Annotated in this window: 14 protein-coding genes; 7 read left to right on the forward strand and 7 right to left on the reverse strand. The window is 60.3% G+C overall.

What is annotated here, in order from left to right; genetic code table 11:
• The first annotated feature begins 59 nt into the window (after window positions 1-59).
• The 6 genes from glmU (at window position 60) to gltA (ending at window position 7648) form a co-directional block, all read left to right on the forward strand.
• Window positions 60-1472, forward strand: a complete 1413-nt coding sequence (glmU, locus tag DW123_RS07840) for a bifunctional UDP-N-acetylglucosamine diphosphorylase/glucosamine-1-phosphate N-acetyltransferase GlmU (RefSeq protein ID WP_118273298.1) — start codon at window positions 60-62, stop codon at window positions 1470-1472.
• 192 nt (window positions 1473-1664) lie between these two features.
• Window positions 1665-2651 (forward strand): ribose-phosphate pyrophosphokinase, encoded by a 987-nt coding sequence (locus DW123_RS07845; RefSeq protein ID WP_089573682.1) that lies wholly within the window; start codon window positions 1665-1667, stop codon window positions 2649-2651.
• Between the two features lie 563 nt (window positions 2652-3214).
• On the forward strand, window positions 3215-4231 hold the full coding sequence (locus DW123_RS07850) for an endonuclease domain-containing protein (protein WP_233540149.1): 1017 nt from the start codon (window positions 3215-3217) through the stop codon (window positions 4229-4231).
• Window positions 4232-4582: 351 nt separating this feature from the next.
• A complete protein-coding gene (gene pth / locus DW123_RS07855) occupies window positions 4583-5212 on the forward strand; it encodes an aminoacyl-tRNA hydrolase (protein WP_199568372.1) in 630 nt (209 codons plus the stop codon).
• A 196-nt stretch (window positions 5213-5408) separates the two neighbouring features.
• Window positions 5409-6248: a sulfide/dihydroorotate dehydrogenase-like FAD/NAD-binding protein gene (locus DW123_RS07860; protein WP_006235793.1), complete on the forward strand. Its 840-nt coding sequence runs from the start codon at window positions 5409-5411 to the stop codon at window positions 6246-6248.
• Window positions 6239-7648, forward strand: coding sequence for an NADPH-dependent glutamate synthase (gene gltA / locus DW123_RS07865; RefSeq protein ID WP_117734771.1), 1410 nt, complete (start codon window positions 6239-6241; stop codon window positions 7646-7648). The genes DW123_RS07860 and gltA overlap by 10 nt, the downstream gene beginning before the upstream one ends.
• Window positions 7649-7880: 232 nt before the next feature.
• On the opposite strand, the gene DW123_RS07870 is transcribed toward gltA, so the two are convergent.
• Both DW123_RS07870 and DW123_RS07875 read right to left on the reverse strand, forming a co-directional pair.
• Window positions 7881-14501, reverse strand: coding sequence for a leucine-rich repeat protein (locus DW123_RS07870; RefSeq protein ID WP_118273300.1), 6621 nt, complete (start codon window positions 14499-14501; stop codon window positions 7881-7883).
• A 336-nt stretch (window positions 14502-14837) separates the two neighbouring features.
• Window positions 14838-16820 (reverse strand): LPXTG cell wall anchor domain-containing protein, encoded by a 1983-nt coding sequence (locus DW123_RS07875; RefSeq protein WP_147351600.1) that lies wholly within the window; start codon window positions 16818-16820, stop codon window positions 14838-14840.
• A gap of 225 nt (window positions 16821-17045) precedes the next feature.
• Between DW123_RS07875 and DW123_RS07880 the strand changes: the two genes are divergently transcribed.
• Window positions 17046-18449 carry a helix-turn-helix transcriptional regulator gene (locus DW123_RS07880; RefSeq protein WP_158570725.1) on the forward strand — a complete coding sequence of 468 codons (1404 nt, stop codon included), beginning with the start codon at window positions 17046-17048 and terminating at the stop codon, window positions 18447-18449.
• A 51-nt stretch (window positions 18450-18500) separates the two neighbouring features.
• Here the strand turns inward: DW123_RS07880 and DW123_RS07885 are convergent, their stop codons facing one another.
• From DW123_RS07885 to DW123_RS07905, 5 genes are all read right to left on the reverse strand, one after another.
• Window positions 18501-19124 (reverse strand): AAA family ATPase, encoded by a 624-nt coding sequence (locus tag DW123_RS07885; protein WP_055251542.1) that lies wholly within the window; start codon window positions 19122-19124, stop codon window positions 18501-18503.
• Window positions 19125-19295: 171 nt separating this feature from the next.
• A complete protein-coding gene (locus DW123_RS07890; RefSeq protein ID WP_006235796.1) occupies window positions 19296-19934 on the reverse strand; it encodes an amino acid ABC transporter permease in 639 nt (212 codons plus the stop codon).
• 3 nt (window positions 19935-19937) lie between these two features.
• Window positions 19938-20684: an amino acid ABC transporter permease gene (locus tag DW123_RS07895; RefSeq protein WP_117743673.1), complete on the reverse strand. Its 747-nt coding sequence runs from the start codon at window positions 20682-20684 to the stop codon at window positions 19938-19940.
• A 25-nt stretch (window positions 20685-20709) separates the two neighbouring features.
• Window positions 20710-21585 carry a transporter substrate-binding domain-containing protein gene (locus tag DW123_RS07900; protein WP_117763273.1) on the reverse strand — a complete coding sequence of 292 codons (876 nt, stop codon included), beginning with the start codon at window positions 21583-21585 and terminating at the stop codon, window positions 20710-20712.
• 8 nt (window positions 21586-21593) lie between these two features.
• Entirely contained in the window at window positions 21594-22325 is a 732-nt protein-coding gene (locus tag DW123_RS07905) for an amino acid ABC transporter ATP-binding protein (protein WP_118273303.1), read from the reverse strand.
• Window positions 22326-22702: the final 377 nt, after the last annotated feature.

The raw sequence follows: 22702 nt of genomic DNA on the forward strand, positions 1-22702 counted from the left end.
TCATATTGCGCCGTGTATCGTTTCCAAACACACGTCTCTATAACGTAACAGGAGATCACATGGACGCAACCGCAATTATCCTCGCCGCCGGCGAGGGCACCCGCATGAAGTCGAACCACTGCAAGGTTTCGCACAAGATCCTGGGCAAGCCCATGGTTCAGTGGATCGTCGACGCCACCATCAAGGCCGGCTGCAGCCGCGTCGTGGTCGTCATCGGCAGCCACGCCGACGAGATGCGCGCCCTTATCGACGGCGCCTACGCCACCAGCGCCACCAAAGTCGAGTGCGTCGAGCAGACCGAGCGCCTGGGCACTGGCCACGCCGTGAAGGTCGCACTCGAGGCCTGTGGCATCACGCAAGGCCCCGTCGTCGTGCTCAACGGCGACCTGCCGCTCATCACCGCCGACACCGTCGCAAAGTTCGCACAGACCGTCGCCACCGGCGAGCTCGCCTGCACCGTCATGACCATGACCCCGCCCGATCCCTTCGGCTACGGCCGCATCAAGCTGGGCGCCGATGGCCAGATCGAGCGCATCATCGAGCAGAAGGACTGCACGCCCGAGCAGGCCGCCGCGCTGCTCGAGTGCAACGCCGGCTGCTACGCCTTTGACGGCGCGCAGCTCGCCGCCCACATTGACGAGATCGGCAACGACAACGCGCAGTCCGAGTATTACCTGCCCGACATGCTCGAAATTCTCAAGGGCCACGGCCAGGCGGTCTCCATCTTCCACTGCGATGATTACCGCGACGGTCTGGGCGTCAACAGCCGCATCCAGCTCGCGCAGCTCACCGCCATCGCGCGCGATCGCATCAACGAGCACTGGATGGCCGAGGGCGTCACCTTCATCGACCCCACGCAGGCTTGGATCGGTCCCGACGCCGTCATCGGCCGCGACACCGTCGTGTGGCCGCAGACGCACCTGATCGGCCACGTCACCGTGGGCGAGGAGTGCCAGCTCGGCCCCAACAGCCGCCTCACCGACACCACCGTCGGCAGCGGCTGCGTCATCGATGAGACTATCGCCATCGAGGCCGTCATCGAGAACGGCGTCGACTGCGGCCCGCGCGCCTACCTGCGCCCGGGCACCCACATGCTCGATGGCTCCAAGGCCGGCACGCACGTGGAGATCAAGAAGTCCACGATCGGCGAGGGCTCCAAGGTGCCGCACCTGTCCTACATCGGCGACACCACCATGGGCTCCGGCGTCAACGTGGGCGCGGGCTCCATCACCTGCAACTACGATGGCGTCCACAAGCACAAGACCGTCATCGGCAAGGACGCCTTCATCGGCTCCGACACCATGATGGTCGCGCCCGCCCAGATCGGCGACGGCGCGCTCGTTGCCGCCGGCTCCGTCATCACCGAGCCGGTTCCGGCAGACGCACTCGGCCTGGGCCGCGCCCGTCAGGTAAATATTGAGGGCTGGGCCGCCGATTATCGCCGCCGTCTGCACGAGGACGACGAGGTATAACGTTTTACCAAGCACAAAAGGAGCTGTTCCATGGAGCAGCTCTTTTTTTCTATCGTGACCTGCGCAACCGGATGAGTGGTCGGTTCGTGTCCGTTGACGGTAAAGACGTTATCAAGACTCGATAAACCCTATCGCGCGGTTACAATGCAACAAGGCATCTATATGGCATTCGATGTATAAAGGAGAAGGGTAATGCCGATTAATGATCCCGAGAAGTCGGAGAATATGCGCAAGTCCATCCGCGTGTATTCCGGTTCCTCCAACCGTCCCCTCGCTCAGAAAATCGCTGAGTACCTTGGGGTCGAGCTTTCGGGCCTTACGCTAAAGCAGTTCGCCAATGGTGAGATTTACGCCCGCTACGACGAGACCGTCCGCGGCGCCGACGTCTTCCTGATTCAGTCCGTAGCCGGCGGCAACGTCAATGACATGCTCATGGAGCTGCTCATCGCCACCGACGCTGCCAAGCGCGCGTCTGCCCGCTCCATCACCGCCGTCATCACCCACTACGGCTATGCCCGCCAGGACCGCAAGGCCGGCCCGCGCGAGCCCATCACTGCCCGCCTCGTCGCCAACCTGCTCGAGCGCGCCGGCGTCAACCGCATCATCACCCTCGACCTGCACCAGGGCCAGATCCAGGGCTTCTTCGATATCCCGGTTAACCACCTGTCCGCACTGCCGCTGTTCGGCCAGTACTACAACGACATGCACTTCGACACCGACAACCTGGTTGTCGTGTCCCCCGACGTGGGTCGCGCCAAGGCCGCCAAGAAGCTGTCCGACATGCTCGGTTGCGATCTCGCCATCGCCCACAAGGGCCGTCCGCGCCACAACGCCGCCGAGGTCATGGGCATCATCGGTGACATCAAGGGCAAGACCTGCATTATCAATGACGACATGATCGACACCGCTGGCACCCTGTGCGCCAACGTCAAGGAGCTCAAGGCCATGGGCGCCGGCGACATCTACGTGTGCGCCACCCACGGCATCTTCTCCGGCCCGGCCATCGAGCGCCTGAACGACGCTCCCATCGTCGAGTGCGTCGTCACCGACGCCATCCCCGTCGAGGTCGGCGGCAAGATCAAGACCATCTCGGTCGCCGAGGAGTTCGCCCAGGCCATTTCCGCCGTTTACCACGAGGAGCCCGTCTCCACGCTCGTCGGCGGCGACTTCGCACTGTAATCCAACGCGCATCGCATCATCTTTGATGCTTTTAAAGGGCCGGAAGCTCGCTTCCGGCCCTTTTTCTATCCCTCGCCAACCTTCCCTGGACAATTAGTTCAGATACGTATTTTTTTAAAGCCCCAAAGGGCCGTTCGGAGCCTTCTGAGCTCCCCGGCGGATGCCATGCCGCCCAATGCTCATCGTTTTCGAGCACAATCGCCGCATATTTACCCTCAAATCGCCCTCGAAGGCCCTTAGAAACGCCTCGAACGCCCGCCGTCTTATACGTATCTGAACTAACTGTCCAGTAGCTATCGTCAACCTTCGCGGCAGAGCTCAATTTCCTGCAATCCCCTCAACCGATTCCATCGATTTCATAACACCCAGCCGTTCATGGCGCGCAGCGCCCCGCTGAGCGAAAAGAACGGTATGGCGGTCGCATTCTGCCGCCAACTTAGTACGTTATAGCTATGACGACCGTGATTTCACATCTCTCCGCCCTCCGCGCAATTCGTCGCGCACGACGGGCGTACTCTGCCCTACCCTGGGACTCCGTTGATAGTGAACAGCAAGCACAGGCCTTGGCTAGCTGCATTCCCAATAATGACGCGATAGACTTTGGCGCACTTTCGATACTCGACGCCTGGAATGAAGATGATTCCGAACTGCTCGATCTTCTCGTTTCAAGCGAAGACAACAGACGCCCCGACAAGCGACTTCTTCAGCATATTCTCTCCGCTCCTCTTCCTGAAGGTGCAATTATGCACGTCGAGGCCGACATCTACGCAACGTCTCCTGCCATGACAGCCATGCTTTGTTCCAAAAATGAATCAGTCGCCAAAACCTTGATGCTTCTCATGGAACTGCTCGGAACCTACTCCCTTCCTCCCGGGGCAACATACCCCATTGCCTATGACGACGTCTGGCCCAAGGGCGATGGCTACGAAGCGATGGACGACCTCGATTGCCGGGGCGATCAGTCGGCGGCCGAACAACAGAACGAAACCCGCTACGAACAGGCGCACTACAAATGCGAGCCCGCCACAACTATCGAAGAGCTTGAGGCGGTCGCGCGCTTCGCCAAAAGTAGCTCATACACCTCGTTTCGCACGGCAGTCAATCTCGCCCGACCCGGATCTGCATCCCCAGCCGAATCCCTAATGTTTGCCGTTCTCGGAGCGCCCATGCGCTTTGGCGGATTCGGATGCTGCAGCCTGCCCATGGGAGGCCTGCTACTCAACCATCGAATCGACTTCGACACTCTTGCGGTCAACATGTCCTCCGGCATCCCTTACGCCATCTGCGACCTATATTGCCCGGCAGCCGGAGTCGACAACGAATACAACGGAATTGGGCATGAGCTTCAAAACGCTCGCATCCACGATGGCAATCGAAATAATGGACTCAAAGCAATGGGCATCCACGTCCTGGTTATCAATCGCGACCAAATGAAAGACCTTGTTGCACTCGAAGCCTTCGCCCAAACGATGCATCGACTCGCGGGAGTCCGATTCCGGTATCGCATCAAGGGCTATCGCAAGCGTCAGGCCGCTTGGCTCAACGCTCTGCGGGCCGGAATCGGCCTTGCGCCGGTCTAAACGGCGAATCACCCGTGCGCCGTCGAGCAGGGCTGGACAGTCAGTTCAAATACGTATAAATGAACACAGTGAATTAGGCTGTTTTACAGCTATCTCTATACCATTCGCCCTATTTGAAGGCAGGGTAGACTTCAAAACGGCGCCATATGGACTAACTAAAGCTCCAAAACAACGTATCGGCATCGAATTAAGCACTTCGAGTCCTCAGAACTTATACGTATCTGAACTAACTGTCCACCTCGGATTTTGACGGGCGTCCAAACGCCCCCAAACAACCTCAATTGCCCTCCATTTGACAGTGGCAACAGGGTCGCTCACCATAGCAGGCGACAAATCAACGAAAGGATGAACATGGCAGCTGCACAGCCGCTCAAGATTCGCATGGTTGCCGGACTTGGCAACCCTGGCGAGGAATATGCCGAGACCCGCCACAACGCCGGCTTTAAGGCGATCGACGAGCTGGCCCGTCAGGCCGGTGTCACGTATTGGAAAAACCAGGCCGGCGCCGAGGTCGCGCTCATCAACATCAACGATGCCGAGGAAGAGGACGGCAAGCGCCAGATCGTGCTGGTCAAGCCGCAGTCGTACATGAATACCTCGGGCGGTCCCATCTCCAAGCTCTGCCGTGAGTACAAGATCAAGGCCGAGGAGCTGCTCGTCATCCACGACGAGCTCGACATTCCCGCCGGTGATGTGCGCGTCAAGGTGGGCGGAGGCCATGCCGGTCACAACGGCCTGCGCTCCATCATCGACAAGATGGGCAGCCGCGACTTTAGCCGCATCCGCACCGGCATCGGCAACCCTCCCGGCAAGATGGCCGTGGCAGACTACGTACTCAAGCAGCTGCGCGCCCGCGAGGCCGAGGATTTCCAGGACACCTGCGCCCGCGCCGCCGACGCTGCCGGTCTGGCCATCGTCCACGGCGTAATCTACGCCCGCGATCACGTAAACGGCGCCGCTTCCGCCAACGGCAAGCACTAAAACCTGCCAAAAAGGGACAGGTTTATTTTGGCAGGTCACTTTTCCCACCTGCCGAAGATACACGCAAGCGACATGCCCATGAGGGTATAATTTGCACCGTATGTCTGCACAACGCCTGTGCGCGTACGGTTCTAATCGGGCTGCCGTCCATTTCCGTGGAGGCACGGTTCGGTCGCCCTAACAAGAGAGGGGTTCTATGTATAAGATCCTGGAGAAGACGCAGTTCTCGGAGAAGGTGTTCAAGTTCCGCATCGAGGCGCCCGCAATCGCCAAGCATGCGCATGCTGGACAGTTCCTCATGGTTCGCGCCAACGAGACGGGCGAGCGCGTCCCGTTCACCCTGGCCGGCTGGAACGGTGACGAGGGCTGGGTCGAGTTCATCTTCATGGTGATCGGCAAGACCACCGAGATGCTTTCCACCTACGAGGCCGGCGAGTCGCTGCGCGACGTCGTGGGCCCGCTGGGCGTTCCCACCGAGATGGCCGAGGGCCCCTGCGCCGTCATTGGAGGCGGCGTCGGCCTAGCAATTGCCTTCCCGGTCGCCAAGCACCTGGTCGAGACCGGTCACGAGGTGCACGCCATCATGGGCGCCCGCACCAAGGACCTCCTGCTCATGGAGGACCAGTTCCGCGAGCTCCTCGACGAGGACCACATCCACATCACCACCGACGACGGCTCCTATGGCGAGCAGGGCGTTGTCACCGCTCCGCTGGAGCGCCTGCTGCAGGACAAGGCCGTGAGCCAGGTCTTCTGCGTCGGCCCCGTTCCGATGATGAAGTTCTCGACCCTCACCGCCCAGAAGTACGACACCCCCATCACCGCGTCGCTCAACCCCATCATGGTTGACGGCACCGGCATGTGCGGCTGCTGCCGCGTCGAGGTGGGCGGCGTGACCAAGTTCGCTTGCGTCGACGGCCCCGACTTCGATGCCACCCTGGTCGACTGGGATGACCTTCGTGCCCGCCAGGCCGCTTACCGTTCCGAAGAGGGCGAGTCCCTCAAGGCCTATGAGGAAAAGAGCTGCGCATGCCACTAGTTAACGGTCGTTTCGTTGCCGATATGAAGTCGCCCCGCACCCCCGATAACGAGGAGCCGGCTGCCGAGCGCGCCTGCGACTTCCGCCCCGTCGACAAGGGCTTCACCGAGGAGATGGCGCTGGCCGAGGCCGAGCGCTGCCTCAACTGCAAGAAGCCGTTCTGCGTTGAGGGCTGCCCCGTCAACATCAACATCCCCCGCTTTATCGAGCAGATCCGCGAGAAGGACTTCGGCGGCGCCCTCGATACCATCCGCGAGGACTCCATGCTTCCCGCCATCTGCGGCCGCGTCTGCCCGCAGGAGAACCAGTGCGAGGGCAAGTGCATCCGTGGTAAGAAGTCCGAGCCCGTGGCCATCGGTCAGCTCGAGCGCTTCCTGGGTGACCGCCCCGAGCTCGCCTCCACGCCCAAGATGGCCCCCAAGAACGGCAAGAAGGTCGCCGTCGTCGGCTCCGGCCCGTCCGGCATCACCTGCGCCGGCGAGCTCGCCCGCAACGGCTTTGACGTCACCGTCTTCGAGGCTTTCTTCACCGGCGGCGGCGTGCTGGTCTACGGCATCCCCGAGTTCCGTCTGCCCAAGGCAGTCGTCAAGCGCGAAATTGACGGCCTGGAGGACATGGGCGTTAAGTTTGAGTACAACTCCGTCGTGGGCAACATGGCCACGGCCGAGGAGCTGTTCGAGCAGGGCTTCGACGCCATCTACGTGGCGACCGGCGCCGGCCTGCCCAAGTTCCTCAACGTCCCCGGCGAGAACCTGCCCAACGTCTTCTTCGCTAACGAGTACCTCACCCGCGTGAACCTGATGAAGGCCAACAAGTTCCCCGAGTACGACACCCCCACCAAGCACGGCAAGAACGTCGTCGTCTTTGGTGGCGGCAACGTGGCTATGGACGCCGTCCGTACCGCCAAGCGCCTGGGCGCCGAGCACGCCATCATCGCCTACCGTCGTACCGAGGACGAGATGCCCTGCCGTCGCGCCGAGCTGCACCATGCTAAGGCCGAGGGCGTCGAGGTTCTGCCGCTCGTTTCCCCGCTCGAGTTTGTCGCTGGCGAGGACGGCTCCGTGTGCGCCGTCAAGGTCCAGAAGATGGAGCTCGGCGAGCCCGACGAGTCCGGCCGCCGTCGTCCGGTTGCCATCGAGGGTGCCATCGAGGAGATCCCCTGCGACGTCGCGATCTCGGCTATCGGCACCAACGCCAACCCCTTCGCTGCCAAGATCGGCGGCAAGATGGAGCTCAACAAGTGGGGCTACATCGTCGCTGACGAGGAGACCGGCCAGACCACCGATCCCCGCATTTGGGCCGGCGGCGACATCGTCACCGGTGCCGCTACGGTCATTCTGGCGATGGGCGCCGGCAAGAAGGCCGCCGCTTCCATCACCAAGAGCCTGCTGGGCGAGTAATCACCTACAGCGCTAGCCATGAAACGGCAAAGTCCCCGTTGAGCACACGCCCGGCGGGGACTTTTTTGTGCCGGCCGTCCAAACCACCACAAAGGGGACAGGCACCTTTGTGGTGGTTCGGGACTTGCCTGGTCGTTTCGTCTCAATCTGTAACACCTTGAGTCCAAATATCTGGCTTGGTGTTACAGATTGAGATTTTGTAAAAGCCGAGAATGGGCGCCGCCACCAAAACCTAGCGCTTGCGGCGCTTGGTCACGGCGACGCCGGCCGCGGCAACGGTTGCGCCGGCGATGCCCAGGGCGGCGACCGTCATCGCGGCGGAGTCACCCGTGCTGGCAAGCTCCGTGCCGCCGGATTTCTTGCCGCTCTCGCCCTTACCCTTGGACTTGTCCGTCGTCACTGTGGTCGTCGTCGAAGTCGAACCACCCGCAGGAGCCCCGGTACCGCCAGAGCCATCCGCACCGCCACCCTGCTCGCCACCGCCAGGCGTCGGCTTGGGTTCCGGCTTGGGCTCGGGCTCCGGCCCGGGCTCCGGCTTGGGCTCAGGCACCGCCTCATCGGTCACTGTAATCGTAATGTTCAGACGCTCGGAATACTCGCTGTACGACATGCCAGGGCGTTGTGCCGCAATGCGCACATACATGTTGCTATCGAGCGCAATAGGCTCGATGTACTTTACGCGGCCTTCGTCACGGCAGGGGCAGGTGTCGTTGGTGGTGTACCAAATGGTCGCGTCATCCTCCGCCGAAAGCTCCAGCTTCGTACCCTTGGGCACCGTAATGTAATTCTCCTTGGGCGACCACGAGCCAAACGTCGTCGCACCAATCGTCGCCGCCGGTCGCGCCGGTCGCACGGCCTCGGCAGACACGCGCACGTCAACCTGCTTGGACAGAGCCGTGCCATCCACCGCCGCCGTCAACGTCGTCAAACCGGGCAGAGCACCATGCAGCACAAACGTCGCCGCGCCGTCCTCGCCCGTCACGGCCTGGGTGGCATCGACAGAGCAGATAGCCGAGGACTCCAGCCCAACACTAACCTTGGCGCCCGCAAACGGCTTGCCCGCCTTATCGGTCACATATGCCACCAGCTTAAAGTCGCCGCCCTCAAGCATGGTCACAGCTTGTTCCACGTTGAGCTTGAGCCTGTCGGCACGAACGCCCACGGCAAGCTCCCCGCTTGCCCAGCGCGACATGGCCGTGCCGGCATAGTTCCGAACGCCATCAAGCTCAAACGCCACCGTCGAGCCCGCCTCACGCGCATCGGCATAGCGAATGCGCAGCACGCGCGACAACGGCTTGCCATTGGGATCGTCCTGCTTGTCGAGCCACGTATACGTCACGTCGCCCAAGCCCTGCGCGCACAATGCGACCAGGGCATCGTCGCTCGCATCCATATACTGCGCAAACTCAACCTCGATGCAATCGGTATAGGCATGGGCCGAAGCCACCTCGGGCGCCGCCGTCGACACCAAACCAATGTTCACCTCAGTCTGAATCGGCGGCACGCGCAGCCAGGCGGAGCACGCCTCCTCATACCCGTCCTTGGTCACGCGCACCTGATACCAGCCGGCCGGCGTATTCCAGTTGTACGCACCGTCCGCACCCGTTGCAAGCGGATTGTCCTGCTCATACTCCTCGGCATCCCAACGCGTGGCATTGGTGCCGGCGGCATCGTCGGCGCTCCACAGCTCAACCGTTGCACCCTCGACCGTATTGGACAGCAGGCCCTCATACACCACGCCCGCAGGATCAGGTGCGGCCTTCGCGGCCACATGGCGGTAACGTGCCTCAAAGATCGACTGCATCTTCTCGTCCGAGATCAAGCCGTCCTTGTTGGCGTTATAGACCTCGGCATCGGTCAGCTCACCCCAGTTGACCGTAATACGATTCTGGCACGCGCGCTCCACCCGCTCACAGGCGACATCGTAGGCGCACTCGGCATTGGTTAACTTAATCGCGCGCTCCGAGCCCACACTCGTCGAAGCCGCATCATAGGCAGCGCCCACCACGGTACCCGCCGAACCGGCCGTCAGCACGCCGGCGATTGTCATAATGGAGCCCACTGCCACATCGGTGCTGTCGTGGCAGAGCTGGCGATACAGCAGATCCTCAAACGCACGCGCCTTCTCCATGGCGTCACGCAGCGCGTAAATGCACTTCCAGTCGTCCTCGGTCTTCTCGGGCTTGGCAAGCAAGCGCGTATGCTGAAGCTCATAGCCTTCGCGCTCGCCCTTCACCTTCTGCATACGGACGTTCACGTTCTCCCAGTTCTTGCTGGCATCGTTCACGCCGTAAATGCCGGTAAAGATGCCGATGCCCTGGGTCGCCGCGGGAAACGCCTGGCCGGCCGCCTTCCACGCATCGGTCTTAAAGACCTGGCCGAACATCTCACACTCGATCTTGTAGCTTTTGAGCGAACGGATCGTGCGGATGAGCTTCATGTGGGCGCTGACGTCACCGTTGCGCTTCCAAGCCATAAGCCAACCGCGAATCGTAGAGTTATTGAGGCTGTGGACTACGTTCCAGTTATCGTACAGATTGTCCAAAATGTCGCATTGCATGGCGATTGAGTTAAACAGCAGCGCCTGGTTCTTGTTGTTATTGGAGTTCTCGATAAACTCCGACTCGATATAGGCCGTCTGCTCGCCATCGGGCGCGGCGACCTTAAAGCCCTTGACGGTATCGTCGTCAGCCGCCTTGTAGCTCAGCGAGCTTCCGAGCGCCTGGCCCAAATCGTTAAACCCGCTCGTCGACTGGCCGTTGTACTCGCTGGCCTTAATGCCCGCACACTTGTTGAGCGCCGCAGCAGTTGCGTCATTCCAGCTTCCGTATTGGCTGAGCTGGCCGATACCCATCGACTGGCCCACCAGATCCTCGGCCTGCTGGGCAATAAACTCCGCTCGCGATGCATGGTCGACGAGCTCCTTGATGGCGGCCGCATCCGCAGCGTTCGCGCCCTGGGCCGCCGCAAGTTCCTGATACCAATCCTCGCCGGTGCCGTACGCGTCCTCAAAGATCATCTTGTCCACGTTGACGCCATAGCTGTCGCCCTGCTTAGTCAGCAGCGCCGACGAGCCGCCAACCGCAGCCTTAAGCTCGGCGGCAAACTGCGCGGCCTCGTCGTTGTCAGCATCATCACCCTTACCGTCGCTGGCGGCAGGGGCACGGCGAACCTTACGCGCGTTGCCGCCCTCGTCCTTGCCGCCCTTCTCTTCCTCGGCGAACGCATCGGCGACCATCTGGTCAATCGCGTCGTTAAAGGCCTCATCGACATCATTAAACGAGTTATCCATCATATACTCGTGCCACTGCTGCACGGCATTCGAGAACTCCTGCTGGCGCTCCTCGGCCGCGGCGGAATGCTTTTTGGCCGAAGCGTTGGCATCAAAACTCAGCATGGTCATAAGCTGAGCATTGGAGATGCGGTAGGTCTGCGGCATAAAGATCTGCTCAAAGTTTCCGCAGTTCACATAGGTCGAGTCATTCGCCTTGTTAAACTCGTCGAGCAGTTTAAGGTAGCCCTCGTCCACATACTCCGCCACATAGCGCACACGGGTGCCCTCGCGCGACTTTTGAGTCAGAGGAATCGTCACCGTCTTGCCATCCACGCAGTCCACGTACAGGTCGAGCGTGTCGGCGGCCTCTTCGTTTCCCACCTCGAGCGTGATATCGAACGTCCAGTAGGCGTTCTTCTTTTGCGGCAGATGATGGAAGGTCCACAGGCTCTTGCCGGTGTCCTTGCCGTCCTTGACCAGGCTTTGCGTACCGCCACGATACGTCACATCAAAGTTCCAGACCGAAGCGCCCGGAACATAGCGCACATAATTGCGAGCCGCCACCTCTGCGGCAGCGGCGGCGACGTCGGTCGAGCCCACGCGCGCCTCGAGCGTCACGCGCTCGGCGGCAAGCGTATCCTGCGGCAGGTCGTATTCAATCTTGGCACGGCCGAGTTTATTGGTCTTGCCGGTGTACTTTGCAGCCGAGGCGCCCGTGCCCACGGTGAGCTGCACGCTCTTGCCCGGCGCCGCATAAACGTAGGCCACATTGCCCAGCAGGCTGTGAACGTCGGTGCTGTCGACCTCGATGCGCGATCCGCTAACCTCGAGCGTGGTGCTTCCCAGCGGCAATGTCACCTCGCCCAGCGTAATAAGCGGCGAGATGGCATAGATGCCCGCGGCCTTAGGCTTAAAGCGCACAAACACATCGGCGCCCATGCCCTTCTTCATATCGAGAACGAGGTTGTCGCCCTCCCAAGTTGTGCCAACCCACCCGGCATCGGAGCTGGCGACGGCTTCGCGAGAGCCTGCGGACACATCCTCGACGGCATCCTTTGCCAGCGGAATCTCAATCTTGGCAGCCTGGCTGTTCTTGAGCTCGTAATGAATGCGTAGCTCGGTCTCCACGCCAACGACCGCGGACGAATCAGCGATAACCGAGCCCGCCGTCAGCCCGCGCTCGGCACGATACGTCTCCACGTCAAACGTGGGAACGTCGAGCGTCACGTCGAGCTGTTTGCCGTCCTCAATCTTCACCTGCTTTTGCGCGATATGCTCACCCACGGTCAGCCCTAGGCGGCTAAACGTGGAATAGCTCGTCGCTTGGATGTCGTAGCTCGTCTTGTTAAAGGCGACGATGGTGTGCGAACCGGCCTTAAGGCGCGGCGTCCCGGCCTTCATGATAGGCGTGGTGCCATCGTCTTCGTAACCCATCAAATAGGTGACACCGTCGGCGACGAGCTTGCCGTCGGACGTACGGAACACCAGCACGCGGTTGGCGCCCTGGTAGTCGCCCTTGGTCGTGACCGTCGCCGTACCCCAGGGCTTCAAGTCGATATCGACCTTGCCGGCCGAAGGTTTCACCGTCGCCGTCGCCCCACCCAGCTTGAGTCTGTCTTTGGGCTCGAGCGTTATCTCCAGATCCTGGTCCGCGTCGGCAATGGCCTGCGACACCACGAGTGCTGTGCCCTGGATACGGAAGTCGTTTTCTTTGTCACCCTTGGCAGGCTTAAGCGTCTTGCCGCCGCTCTTCACCGTCAGATCGATGTTATCGAGATTATCGAGCTCAATGCGTTCGGTCTTATCCTGGCCTGCGACCGGTTCGAGATAGGCCACGTTGAGCTCAATCGCGCGCGAGGCCGGAATCTTGGTAAAGTCCTCCGCCTTTATCTCTCCGATATTCCATGTGCCCGTCATCTGGTCGCCCGGGCGCGCCAGCACCATGTCATAGTAACCGCTGAGCGAAATGCGCAGGGTGGCTGCTGTCTTGGAGAGAGCGTCCGCTGTAAAGCTGCCGTCATCGCCAACCGCCAGCGGCGTGGACTGCCCCGCCTGCACGAGTGTAGCCGTCGCGCTCTGGGGAAGTTTGCCCGTCACCTGGGCCGCCTCGCCCATCCACTCAAACGTGTAGGCAGGCTTCGAGGAATCGACGGAATCCTTGCGATCGGCCACGGCATCGGCAAGCTTTTTGACCATCGAGGGATTGCCAGCCGAATCGGTCGCATAGGCATAGATGGTCTGGCCTTCACTAAAGGGAATCGCATACGTTACGCCATCGATTGTCACGCGCTCATTATAGTCGCCCGAATAGCCCGCCTCACCAAACTGAAGATCGGGGTTCATCACGCGCAGGGCAACGGCATTATGGTTCGTCTCGTTTCCGTATCTCGTGTTCTCAAAAGCTCCCCACTCTATCATTTCCACGCTTTTGGGTAGCACAATCTCTTTGCCGGCAATCGCAGGATCAAGAGAGGCGAACGCGAGCGCCCCGATAGATTTGACACCATCGCCAATCGTCACCGACGACACAAAGGAGCACCCACAAAATGCATAGTGCCCGATCCGCTCCACCGTGCCCGGCACATTGATCTGCGTAAAGGTGAGTACCGTTGTATCCGAGACATAGAACTGCGGCACGCCGCAATAGGCGAATGCAAGATAGTCGATAGTTTTGACCGAAGGCGGCAGCGTTGCCACCACATTGTCGTCAAGTTGTTCACATTCCTTAAAGGCCTGCTCGGGAATCGTGGTAAAGGCCGCGTTGTTGGGCCAGGTTACCGTCTGGAGCGTCTTGCTTTTGTAGAATGCATAGCTCTTGAGCTCCTCGACCGAATCGGGCAGTGCGATCTCTTTGATGCTGCTGCCGCCCAAGCCTCCAACCGAGCGGACATGCGAATTAGGGGCGAAGGTGATCGATGTGAGCGCAGCGCTTCCCATACCCGTAAGGCTTACGACATTTTTGTCGTCGATGGTCGAGGGCACCTCCAACGTGGTAATGCCCGCGTCGCCATACTCGATAGAAATTTCGTTGGTGAGGCTATCGATCGAGAAGTAGTACTGCGCGGGGGTCTGCTCGCCGGCCACGTAGCCATCGTCGTCTTCGCCCTTTACGCCCGTGGCGCCCTTCGAGGTTGCCCAGAGTTCAAGTTCCTCGTTCCAGGTCGCCTCGGTGCCGGAAGCCTCCTCTTGCTTTTGCCGCTCGGCGAGCTCCTTGCCCTCGACAAGATCGGTGGCAAGCGTACCCGCAGGTGTGCTCTCGGTCTGTCCGGCGCCCGTCAGGCCTGCCGCCGATGCAATCTCGGAGGCCGGGGGCGTAGGGGTGTCACCGGCCTCGAGCACTGTGGGGTCGGCAGCGCCGGCATCGGGCGCGGGGTCGGCAGCGTTGGCGGCGTCGGCATCGGGCGCGACGTCGGCGGGGTCGACGGCGTCTACTTGGTCGACATCCGTCTGCACAAAGGTGCTATCGGTGGTGAGCACCTCAGCAAACGCGCCCACAGGCAACGAGCCCGTCACCATAGTGAGGGTCACCGCGGCAATGGTCAGGCGGCGGCAAAGCGCTCGAACAGTAGTCCACCTCATGGTCGTTCCTTTCCTGCAAACCAAAAGTCATCCAGCGTAATCGTTGTCCAAAAACAAAGCGAACGGTAGGTTCATATATACGAACCTACCGTTCTGCCTGCGCAAACCGCCACAAAAGGGACAGGCACCTTTGTGGCGGTTCTGGACTTGGCCGGCCAGTTTGTCTCGATCTGTAACAGTTAGAGGTCAAATTCCCCGCTTGGTGTTACAGATCGAGACATTAGATTGGAGGTCATTCGGTTCATCTCAATCTGTAACATCTAGAGCCGTTTTGGGCAGTTTGGTGTTACAGATTGAGATTTTGCTGAGGCAGAGGATAGGCGCCAGCACCAAAACCTAACGCTTGCGACGCTTGGTCGCGGCGATGCCTGCGGCGGCAACGGTTGCGCCGGCGATGCCCAGGGCGGTGACAGTCATCGCGGTGGTGTCGCCCGTGGCGGCCAGGACGGCGGCGGACTTTTTGGCCTGCGTGGTTTTCTCAACCGTCTTGCTCACCGTGGTGGTCGTAGCCGGCTTGGTCGAGGGTTTAGCTTCAGGTTTGGCCTCGGGCTTGGTCTCAGGCTGCGGTGTCGGATTGGGATCCGGCGTGGGCTGCGGATCGGGAGCCGGCGTAGTCTCAGGCGTAAACGTCAGATTGGTGTTCAGCCACAGGGTGAAAATCCAACCGCTCTCGGGATCAACCTCACTTGCCTCGCTCACCTGATAGCCACACTCAACCCCATTGATCTTCAGCTTGGTATTGGGCGTAAAGTAGAAACCACGCGCCGGCTTAAAGTACAGGCCGTAACGATAGGTCACACCGGGCTTAAACGCGTCGATATGGTTGGTGATGTGCTGGTCCCAAAACTCAACGGAATTCACCTCACTGCCGTCGCTACCCGTCCAGAACTCGCACTGGAGAATAGAGTCGGAACCCGCCGGAGTACCCGCCGTAAAGACCGGCCTGTCGCCTGCCTTAAAGGTGGTCATGGCACCGTTAATCTCGATAAGGTCGATTGCCCGCCACTCATCAATCGGAGCCTCGCACAGCATATTGTCAGCATTGGGCGCGAAGACGCCGTTGACGGTCTTGATATGGTGCGCCCAATGACCGTTGACGTACATCATGCAGTCATCGGCCACGGTATTGTCGCCCTTGAGCCTCAGCTCAACGGAGTACATGTAGAACTTGCCCTCTTCGAAGTGTTCGATCCTCCTCGCGCCCGTCGGATACTTGGCAGGGTCGGAATACCAGAAGGCAACGGGCGTGAGCTCCGCAGGGTCGCTGCCATCCATTTCCTCCCAGCACTCGTAGGCGATCTCGTACTTGTCGGCATCGGCAGTGGGGATCGTCGCGGTCGCGCGGGGCGCCTCGCCGGGCGCGTAGTCGGTCTTCACGTCGTTGACGTCCAGGTTATGGATGGCTTCGTTTTCTGACGCAACAAGCGTAATTTCGCTATTGATGGCGTAGCGGAGGTAATAGTCGTACCTGGTTTCGTTGAGGATAGTCGAGCTGCCTTCATAGTCAGTTCCGGTATACTCCAGTGCCGCGCCAATATAGAGAGCCTCATTGCGTGTGAGTCGATACGAGCCGCCCGCCGCGCCACCCGTAAAGGTCAGCGTCAGCCTCATGTGATTGCCAACGGGTTCGAAGCGAGCCGTCACGTCGGACATGGACGCATCCTGAACTTCGACCAGAGTGCCCGAAGCGGCATTGGCCCTGTAGTACTTAACCTCGACGACTTCGCTCGCAAGCGTTTCTGGAATGCCACCTTCTACATCGGGAAAATCATCATAGGTATACGGCTGGCCCTTTTCGAGTGTGACATCGCACGGAAGCACGCAGTCCGTGTAGCGGGGAACCACGGTCGTATTGACCCTAACGTCGCTGCCGCCAACAACATCGGTCACACCGCAGGGCATGATGGCGTTGCTCGCCGGCATGGCGGCGTTGTCGTCGCCAGAAGCGTTTTGCCCAGCGAGCGCAGCACCGCTAGACTCATTGGCGGCATCGGCTGGGATTGTCTGCTGAGGCTCAACGGTGGCTTGCGCCGCCGGAGCAGCATCGGTTGCAGGCGCGGTCGAAGCAGCTGGTGCGGTCGTTGCAGCCGTATCCTCCGCAACCGTCGGCGTCACCGGAGCCGCGGCGGCCTCGACCGTCGCAGCGGCGGGATCGGCATATTCCGTCGCCAGCGCCACGCTCGGCAGCAGCAACTGACCGACCATAAGCGCACACGCGCCGGCGCAAGCTATTTTGGCACCTACACAACGCCAAGTACCGTGAACCAGCGAGCAGGTGCACTCCCGCTGAGTTTGCTTATCAAAGTGACTTCCGCACATAACGCCCTCCTTGGTCGTAGGGGCATACCACCACAAAGGTGCCTGTCCCCTTTGTTGTGGTCCTGTACGACCAAGATGCGCCAAATGACTCCGTACGCCTAGGTTCGTAGATGCGAACCTAGGCCTCTACCTGCGGTTTAATTCAATATGATTTCACCATCGCCACACTCGTCCCAGGAAGGCTACAATCGAGGACACGATTATTGTCCATCCAAAGGACCGTTCTTGAACCTGAGTAAGCCTAAAATCAACGCGCTTCTGGCACTTGCGCTCTTTACCTTTGTCTTTCTTGCCGCCGAGTTTCGATTCGACATTAATGTCGGGCTGCTCGCCGGTGCCGAGCGTGTTGTGATTGCGCAGGGCTTCATCCTCGGCGCCAGCGTGATCGGCTTTATCGGATATGCGCCGCTGCTCGGGCTCGCACGGCGCAAAAGCCGGCCTCAGGCAGTTGTCAGCGCCGCCGTCCCCATCGCCATCTTGGGGTTGACTCAGATTCAGTCCCCCACGAGCCCGCTTGCGCTCGAGATTCTGGGATGCCTCGCATTCCTCGGACTCGGCCTACTGGGCGGCGCGGCACACCATGCCTTCGCAACGACATTCCAAGACGATCCCAAGCTCGCCACCGGTGCGGGAGCAGCCTATGCCGCGGGCATCCTGATGCAGTTCGTCATCAACCTGCTCAATTGCGGCGGCATCGCAGAGCTCATCGTCCTTGGCACAGCGACGATCGTCATCTCCGCCCTCAGCGTCGTTCCCCAAAAGGCTGCTGAGAGCTCCAGCCCCGCCATCAATCCCCTTGTTGAGCCATCGCACGCCCTCGCCAAGCAGGCATGTTGGAGCATCGCGCTCGTCATGATTCTTGCCTGCTTGTTCTCGACCCTCGACAACGTGGTCACGCTCTCCAACGCCCACGGCACCATTGCCGTGCAAACATGGCCGCGCCTCTTTTTGGCGGCGAGCGGCCTTGCCGCCGGCATTATCTTTGACCTTGCCGAGCGCCGATACATGGGACTTGTCATGCTCGGCATCGCCGTGCTCTCGACCATTTCCATCCTGGCCGTGGAGGCCGGCGCCGATCCCAACCTGGGCCTTGTCGTCTTTTACCTGAGCTCGGGCTTTTTCGTCACATTCTTTACCGCCACGTTTACTCAGCTGGCACCGCGCATGCACGTGCCCGCCTTCTGGGCCGGCATGGGCCGTGCGGCCAATAACGTGTGCGCGTTCACCACGTCGGGCGTCTCGCTTGCGCTTGTGACCTCTGGCAACGTCGCCCTCATCATGATCGGTGCGCTCGTTTTGCTCGTCGCCGCCTGCGCGGCATTTGTGGCAGCCGGCCTGTTCCGCCTACCCCAAACCGAGCAGGAGCGCGAACATCAACAGCTTGCCGAGGAGGCGCTGGCAGCACCGAGTATCGAGGAGCAGCGTCAGGTCTTCATCACCGATCACGCTCTCACCCCGCGCGAAGTCGACGTGCTCATGGCCGTAACCCAGGACGAGCGCCCGCTCAAACAGGTCGCCGAGGAGCTTGGTATCTCGATGCGCATGGTACAGCGCCACCTGAGCTCTATTTACCAAAAGACCGACACGCAGACGCGCGCCGGTCTCACCAAGGCCTTTCCCTCGGCCTAAAACAAAAACCACCACAAAGGTGCCTGTCCCCTTTGTGGTGGTTTTGGTCGGCTAGCCTTCGAGCTGGGCCACTTTGTAGCGGTAGGCCGCCGCGATGACGTCTTTGCAGCCCTCGCGACCCAGCTTGGCGCGATTGACGACGATGTCTTTACCGCTCGTCATCTTCCACTTTCCGGCGCTATAGCGCTTATAGAACGCCTCGCGCGCCTTCTGCTGCTGCTTGACCAGCTTGGCGCCCTTCTTTTTATTAAGGCCACGCTTCTTGCGCACGATCTCGACGCGGTCCTCAAAGGGTGCGGTCACCAACACGGCAATGTGGTTGGGATTGTTACGCAGCAGGTAATCGGACAGACGGCCTTCGATAATGCAGCTCTCGGTCTCGCCCAGGTCCAAAATCACCTGGCTCATCTTCTGGAACAACTTGTCCGAGTACGAACGCGCATCGTAGCGGTCGGGCAGAAACGCCATGTTCTCCACGGCCAGACGCTCATCATAGGCGGCCATCTTGTCGAGCGACTCGCCCGCACGCAGTGACGCGCGCACCAGCAGCTCGTTATCGTACAGCGGAATCCCCAACTCGTCGGCAAGCATGCGGCCAATCTCGTGGCCCTCGGCGCCAAAGTCGCGCGCGATGGTAATGACCACAGGATTCTTCTTGTTCTCCAGATCGCTCATCGCGATTCCTTTCTAACAAATGAGAAAAAGGCAGTCTCTGTTTCCCATTTTGTCACTTACGCCGGTCCTGGTTTCCCAAGTGCGGCAGATTGCCCCGAAAGAGGAGCGCCGCGTACTAAATGTACGCAAGCGGCGATTGAGGGGCAAGGTGCCGTGCTTGGGGAAGCAGGACTATGCGGCCACCATTCGCCTCTGATATGCCCTCACCAGCAGCGAAATACCAAAGTTGAGCACAAAGTACATCGCAAACACCAGGCCGTAGAGCATAAGCACCTGCGACAGGTCGATCGCATGGGCCATCACGACGTTTGCCGTGTACATGAGCTCGGCCACGTTAATGCCCGAAAGATACGAGCTGTCCTTGATGACGGTCGTGCACTGGCTGAACAGCGCCGGAATGATCGTCTTAAACGTCTGCGGCAGAATGATGTAGCGCATGGTGGCAAAAAAGCCAAAACCCTGGCTCTGCGCTGCCTCAAACTGGCCGCGCGGAATCGAGTTGAGGCCGCCGCGCACAATCTCGGCCATAACAGCGCTGGTAAACAGCGTAAAGGCTATGGTCGAGATCACAATGTCCAAACCCTGCACCGTAAAGTAGATAAACAGAATCCACAGCAGGTTCGGCGTACAACGGAACAGCTCGATATAGGCGCTCACCAAAATACGGAACGGGCGAGGCGCATAGCTTTTAACGAGCGCTAGCACCGTGCCAAAGATGAGCGAGAAAAAGATCGACAGCGCCGAGATCTCGATGGTCTTAACAAAGCCGCCCCAAATGTAGAGCAGGTTGGTCGCGTTGAAGATTTCCATGCGCTAGGCCTCCTCTACGTTGTCGAGCCCCAGCTCGGCCAGGCTCACGCCGCGCGGACGCTCCTTGGAGCGGCGCTCGAGCCACTGCACCAGCATGGCGAGCGGAAAGCAGATGATGAAGTACATAAGGCAGCAGACGATGTATCCCTGCAGGTAACCGTACAGACTCACAAAGTTGTCGGAACGGTACATAAGGTCGCCACCGGCTACGAGCGCCAGCACCGACGTGTTCTTGACCAAGTTGAGCGCCTGATTACACAGCGGCGGCAGGATGATCTTGAACGTCTGGGGCAGCACGATGTACCAGTAAGCCTGCGCGCGGGTGAAGCCCTGGCTCTGGGCCGCCTCCATCTGACCGCGCGGAACGGCCTCGATGCCGGTGCGGATGACCTCCGAGATGTAGGCCGCGTGGTACAGGCCCACACCCAAGAAGCCCAGCACAAACGGCGCGATGCGCACCGGCTGGTCGGCGCCGGTTATGGCCTGCAAAAACTGCGGGCCGGCCATGTACATAAAGAGTACCTGCACGGGCAGCGGAGTGTTCTGGTAAAACTCCACGTACACGCGGCTGATGGCACGCAGCACGCGCGAACGGGTGGTCGAGAACACGCCCAGCAGCGTGCCCAGCGCCAGCGACAACAGCAGACCGGCAACAACCACCTGCAGCGTCACGCCAAAGCCCTCCCAGAAGGGCCCCATGTTTTGAAATGTCGTCGACCAGCGATCGGCGTCAAACAATCCTTCGAGCATTTGATTCCTTCCTTGGACGATGCGCCTACACAAGACCCCAGGTCTTGACCTCTTGATCGAGCCAGCCGTCGGCCAGGCGATCGCAGACCACCCGATCGACCACGGCCGAAAGGTCGCAGTCCTTCTTGGTCGCCACGCCGTAGCCCTGCTCGCCAAACTTGACCTCGGGCTGCAGCAGCTCGACAGTCTCATTCATATAGCCGGCCAGCGTGGAGCGGTCCATGGCAAAGACGTCGATATTGCCGGCGTCGAGCGAACTCTTGATGATGGGATAGCCACTAAAGGCCCTAAATTCGGGCTCGCAGCTAAAGCCGTTATCCTTGATCATCTGCTCGATCAGGCCCTGTGTGGTGGCACCCTGGCTCACGCCGATGACCTTGCCGTCCAGGTCCTCAATCGAGGAAAAGCCCGAACGCTTCTTGACCATGAGTCCCACGTAGTCGGTGCGATACGGCGTCGAGAAATCCCAGCTCTTCTTGCGCTCGTCGGTGATGGTGTAGGTCGCCGCGACCACATCGAGTTGGCCGTTGTCGATCAGCGGGCCGCGCGTCTTGGGCGTTACGTCGGTAAACTCGACCAGCTCCTGGGCGCGGGCCTCCTTGTAGCTCACATCAAAGACGGCGGCGGCAATCTGGTAGCACAAATCGACTTCCATGCCCTCAAAGCGACCCTTGGCGGTGTCGTAATAGCCGTAGCCGGGAACGTCCTTCTTAACGCCGGCATTCAGATGACCGCGCGACTTGATGGCCGCAAGCTTGGAGCCCTTGTCGGAGGCCTCGCCGCTGGTGGAGTTGCCGCAACCGGTGAGCGCGGTCCCCGTCAGCGCGAGCATGCCAGCGCCCGCCAGCTGCAAAAAGTGACGGCGCGACACGGCCGCCCTCGTCATATCCGTCATGTCCATCACCGCGCCTAATGCAGAATCTTGGACAGGAACTCGCGGCAGCGCGGGTTCTCGGGGTTATCGAAGAAGTGCTCGGGCGTGCCCTCCTCCAGGATGCGGCCGTCCTCCATAAAGATGACGCGGTCGGCCACCTGGCGCGCAAAGCCCATCTCATGCGTCACGCAGATCATGGTGATGTCCTCCTGCGCGAGCTCAATCATAACGTCGAGCACCTCCTGCACCATCTCGGGGTCGAGCGCCGAGGTCGGCTCGTCAAACAGGATGATGGGCTGCTTGGTGCACAGGGCACGGGCGATGGCGATGCGCTGCTGCTGACCGCCCGAGAGGTTTTGCGGATACTCGCCGGCCTTATGCGCCATGCCGACGCGCTTGAGCGCGGCGATGGCGATCTCGGTCGCCTCCTCCTTGCTCTTCTTTTGCAGCTTGATGGGCGCGAGCGTCAGGTTGCCGAGCACCGTCATGTTGGGATACAGGTTGAACTGCTGAAACACCATGGAGCTATACTTGCGAGCCATCTCCAGGTGATTCTTCTTGGTGAGCGGCGTACCGTCGATGATGACCTCGCCCGATGTGGGCTCCTCCAGATAGTCGACGCAACGGATGAGCGTCGACTTGCCCGAACCGGAAGGCCCGATCATTACGAGCTTCTCGCCGCGCTTGACGGTGAGGTTGATATCTTTGAGCACATGCAGGTCGCCAAAGTACTTGTTGAGATGCTTGGTCTCGATCATGTCTGCCATGAATGCCCCTTCCCTGCGTTTACACGAATTGCATCATTGTACGGAAAGAATCGCGTTTCCGCAGCCCACACTGCACCCCCGTAAAGAACCCGCAATCTTCCACCCACTCGTTGGCACCCATTGGGGACAGACTTAAATGAGTACCTGCTCATTGGGCACTCATTTAAGTCTGTCCCCAATGGGTGCCCCACCAAAAAGGGGCGCGACCATGACGGCCACGCCCCTCAAGACCCGAAAATAATACAACCGCCCTTGTTGAGCATAAGTCAGCGAAAACCCGTACACGCGAGCAAGGTGACGTGAAATCAGAACCACCCTTAAAAAGGAGCCTTCGTGAGTTCGTGTGGGTAGTCCCTACGCCTCGCGCCCCGGCAGGG

Source organism: Collinsella sp. AM10-26, from assembly GCF_003472525.1.
Classification (GTDB): Bacteria; Actinomycetota; Coriobacteriia; order Coriobacteriales; family Coriobacteriaceae; genus Collinsella.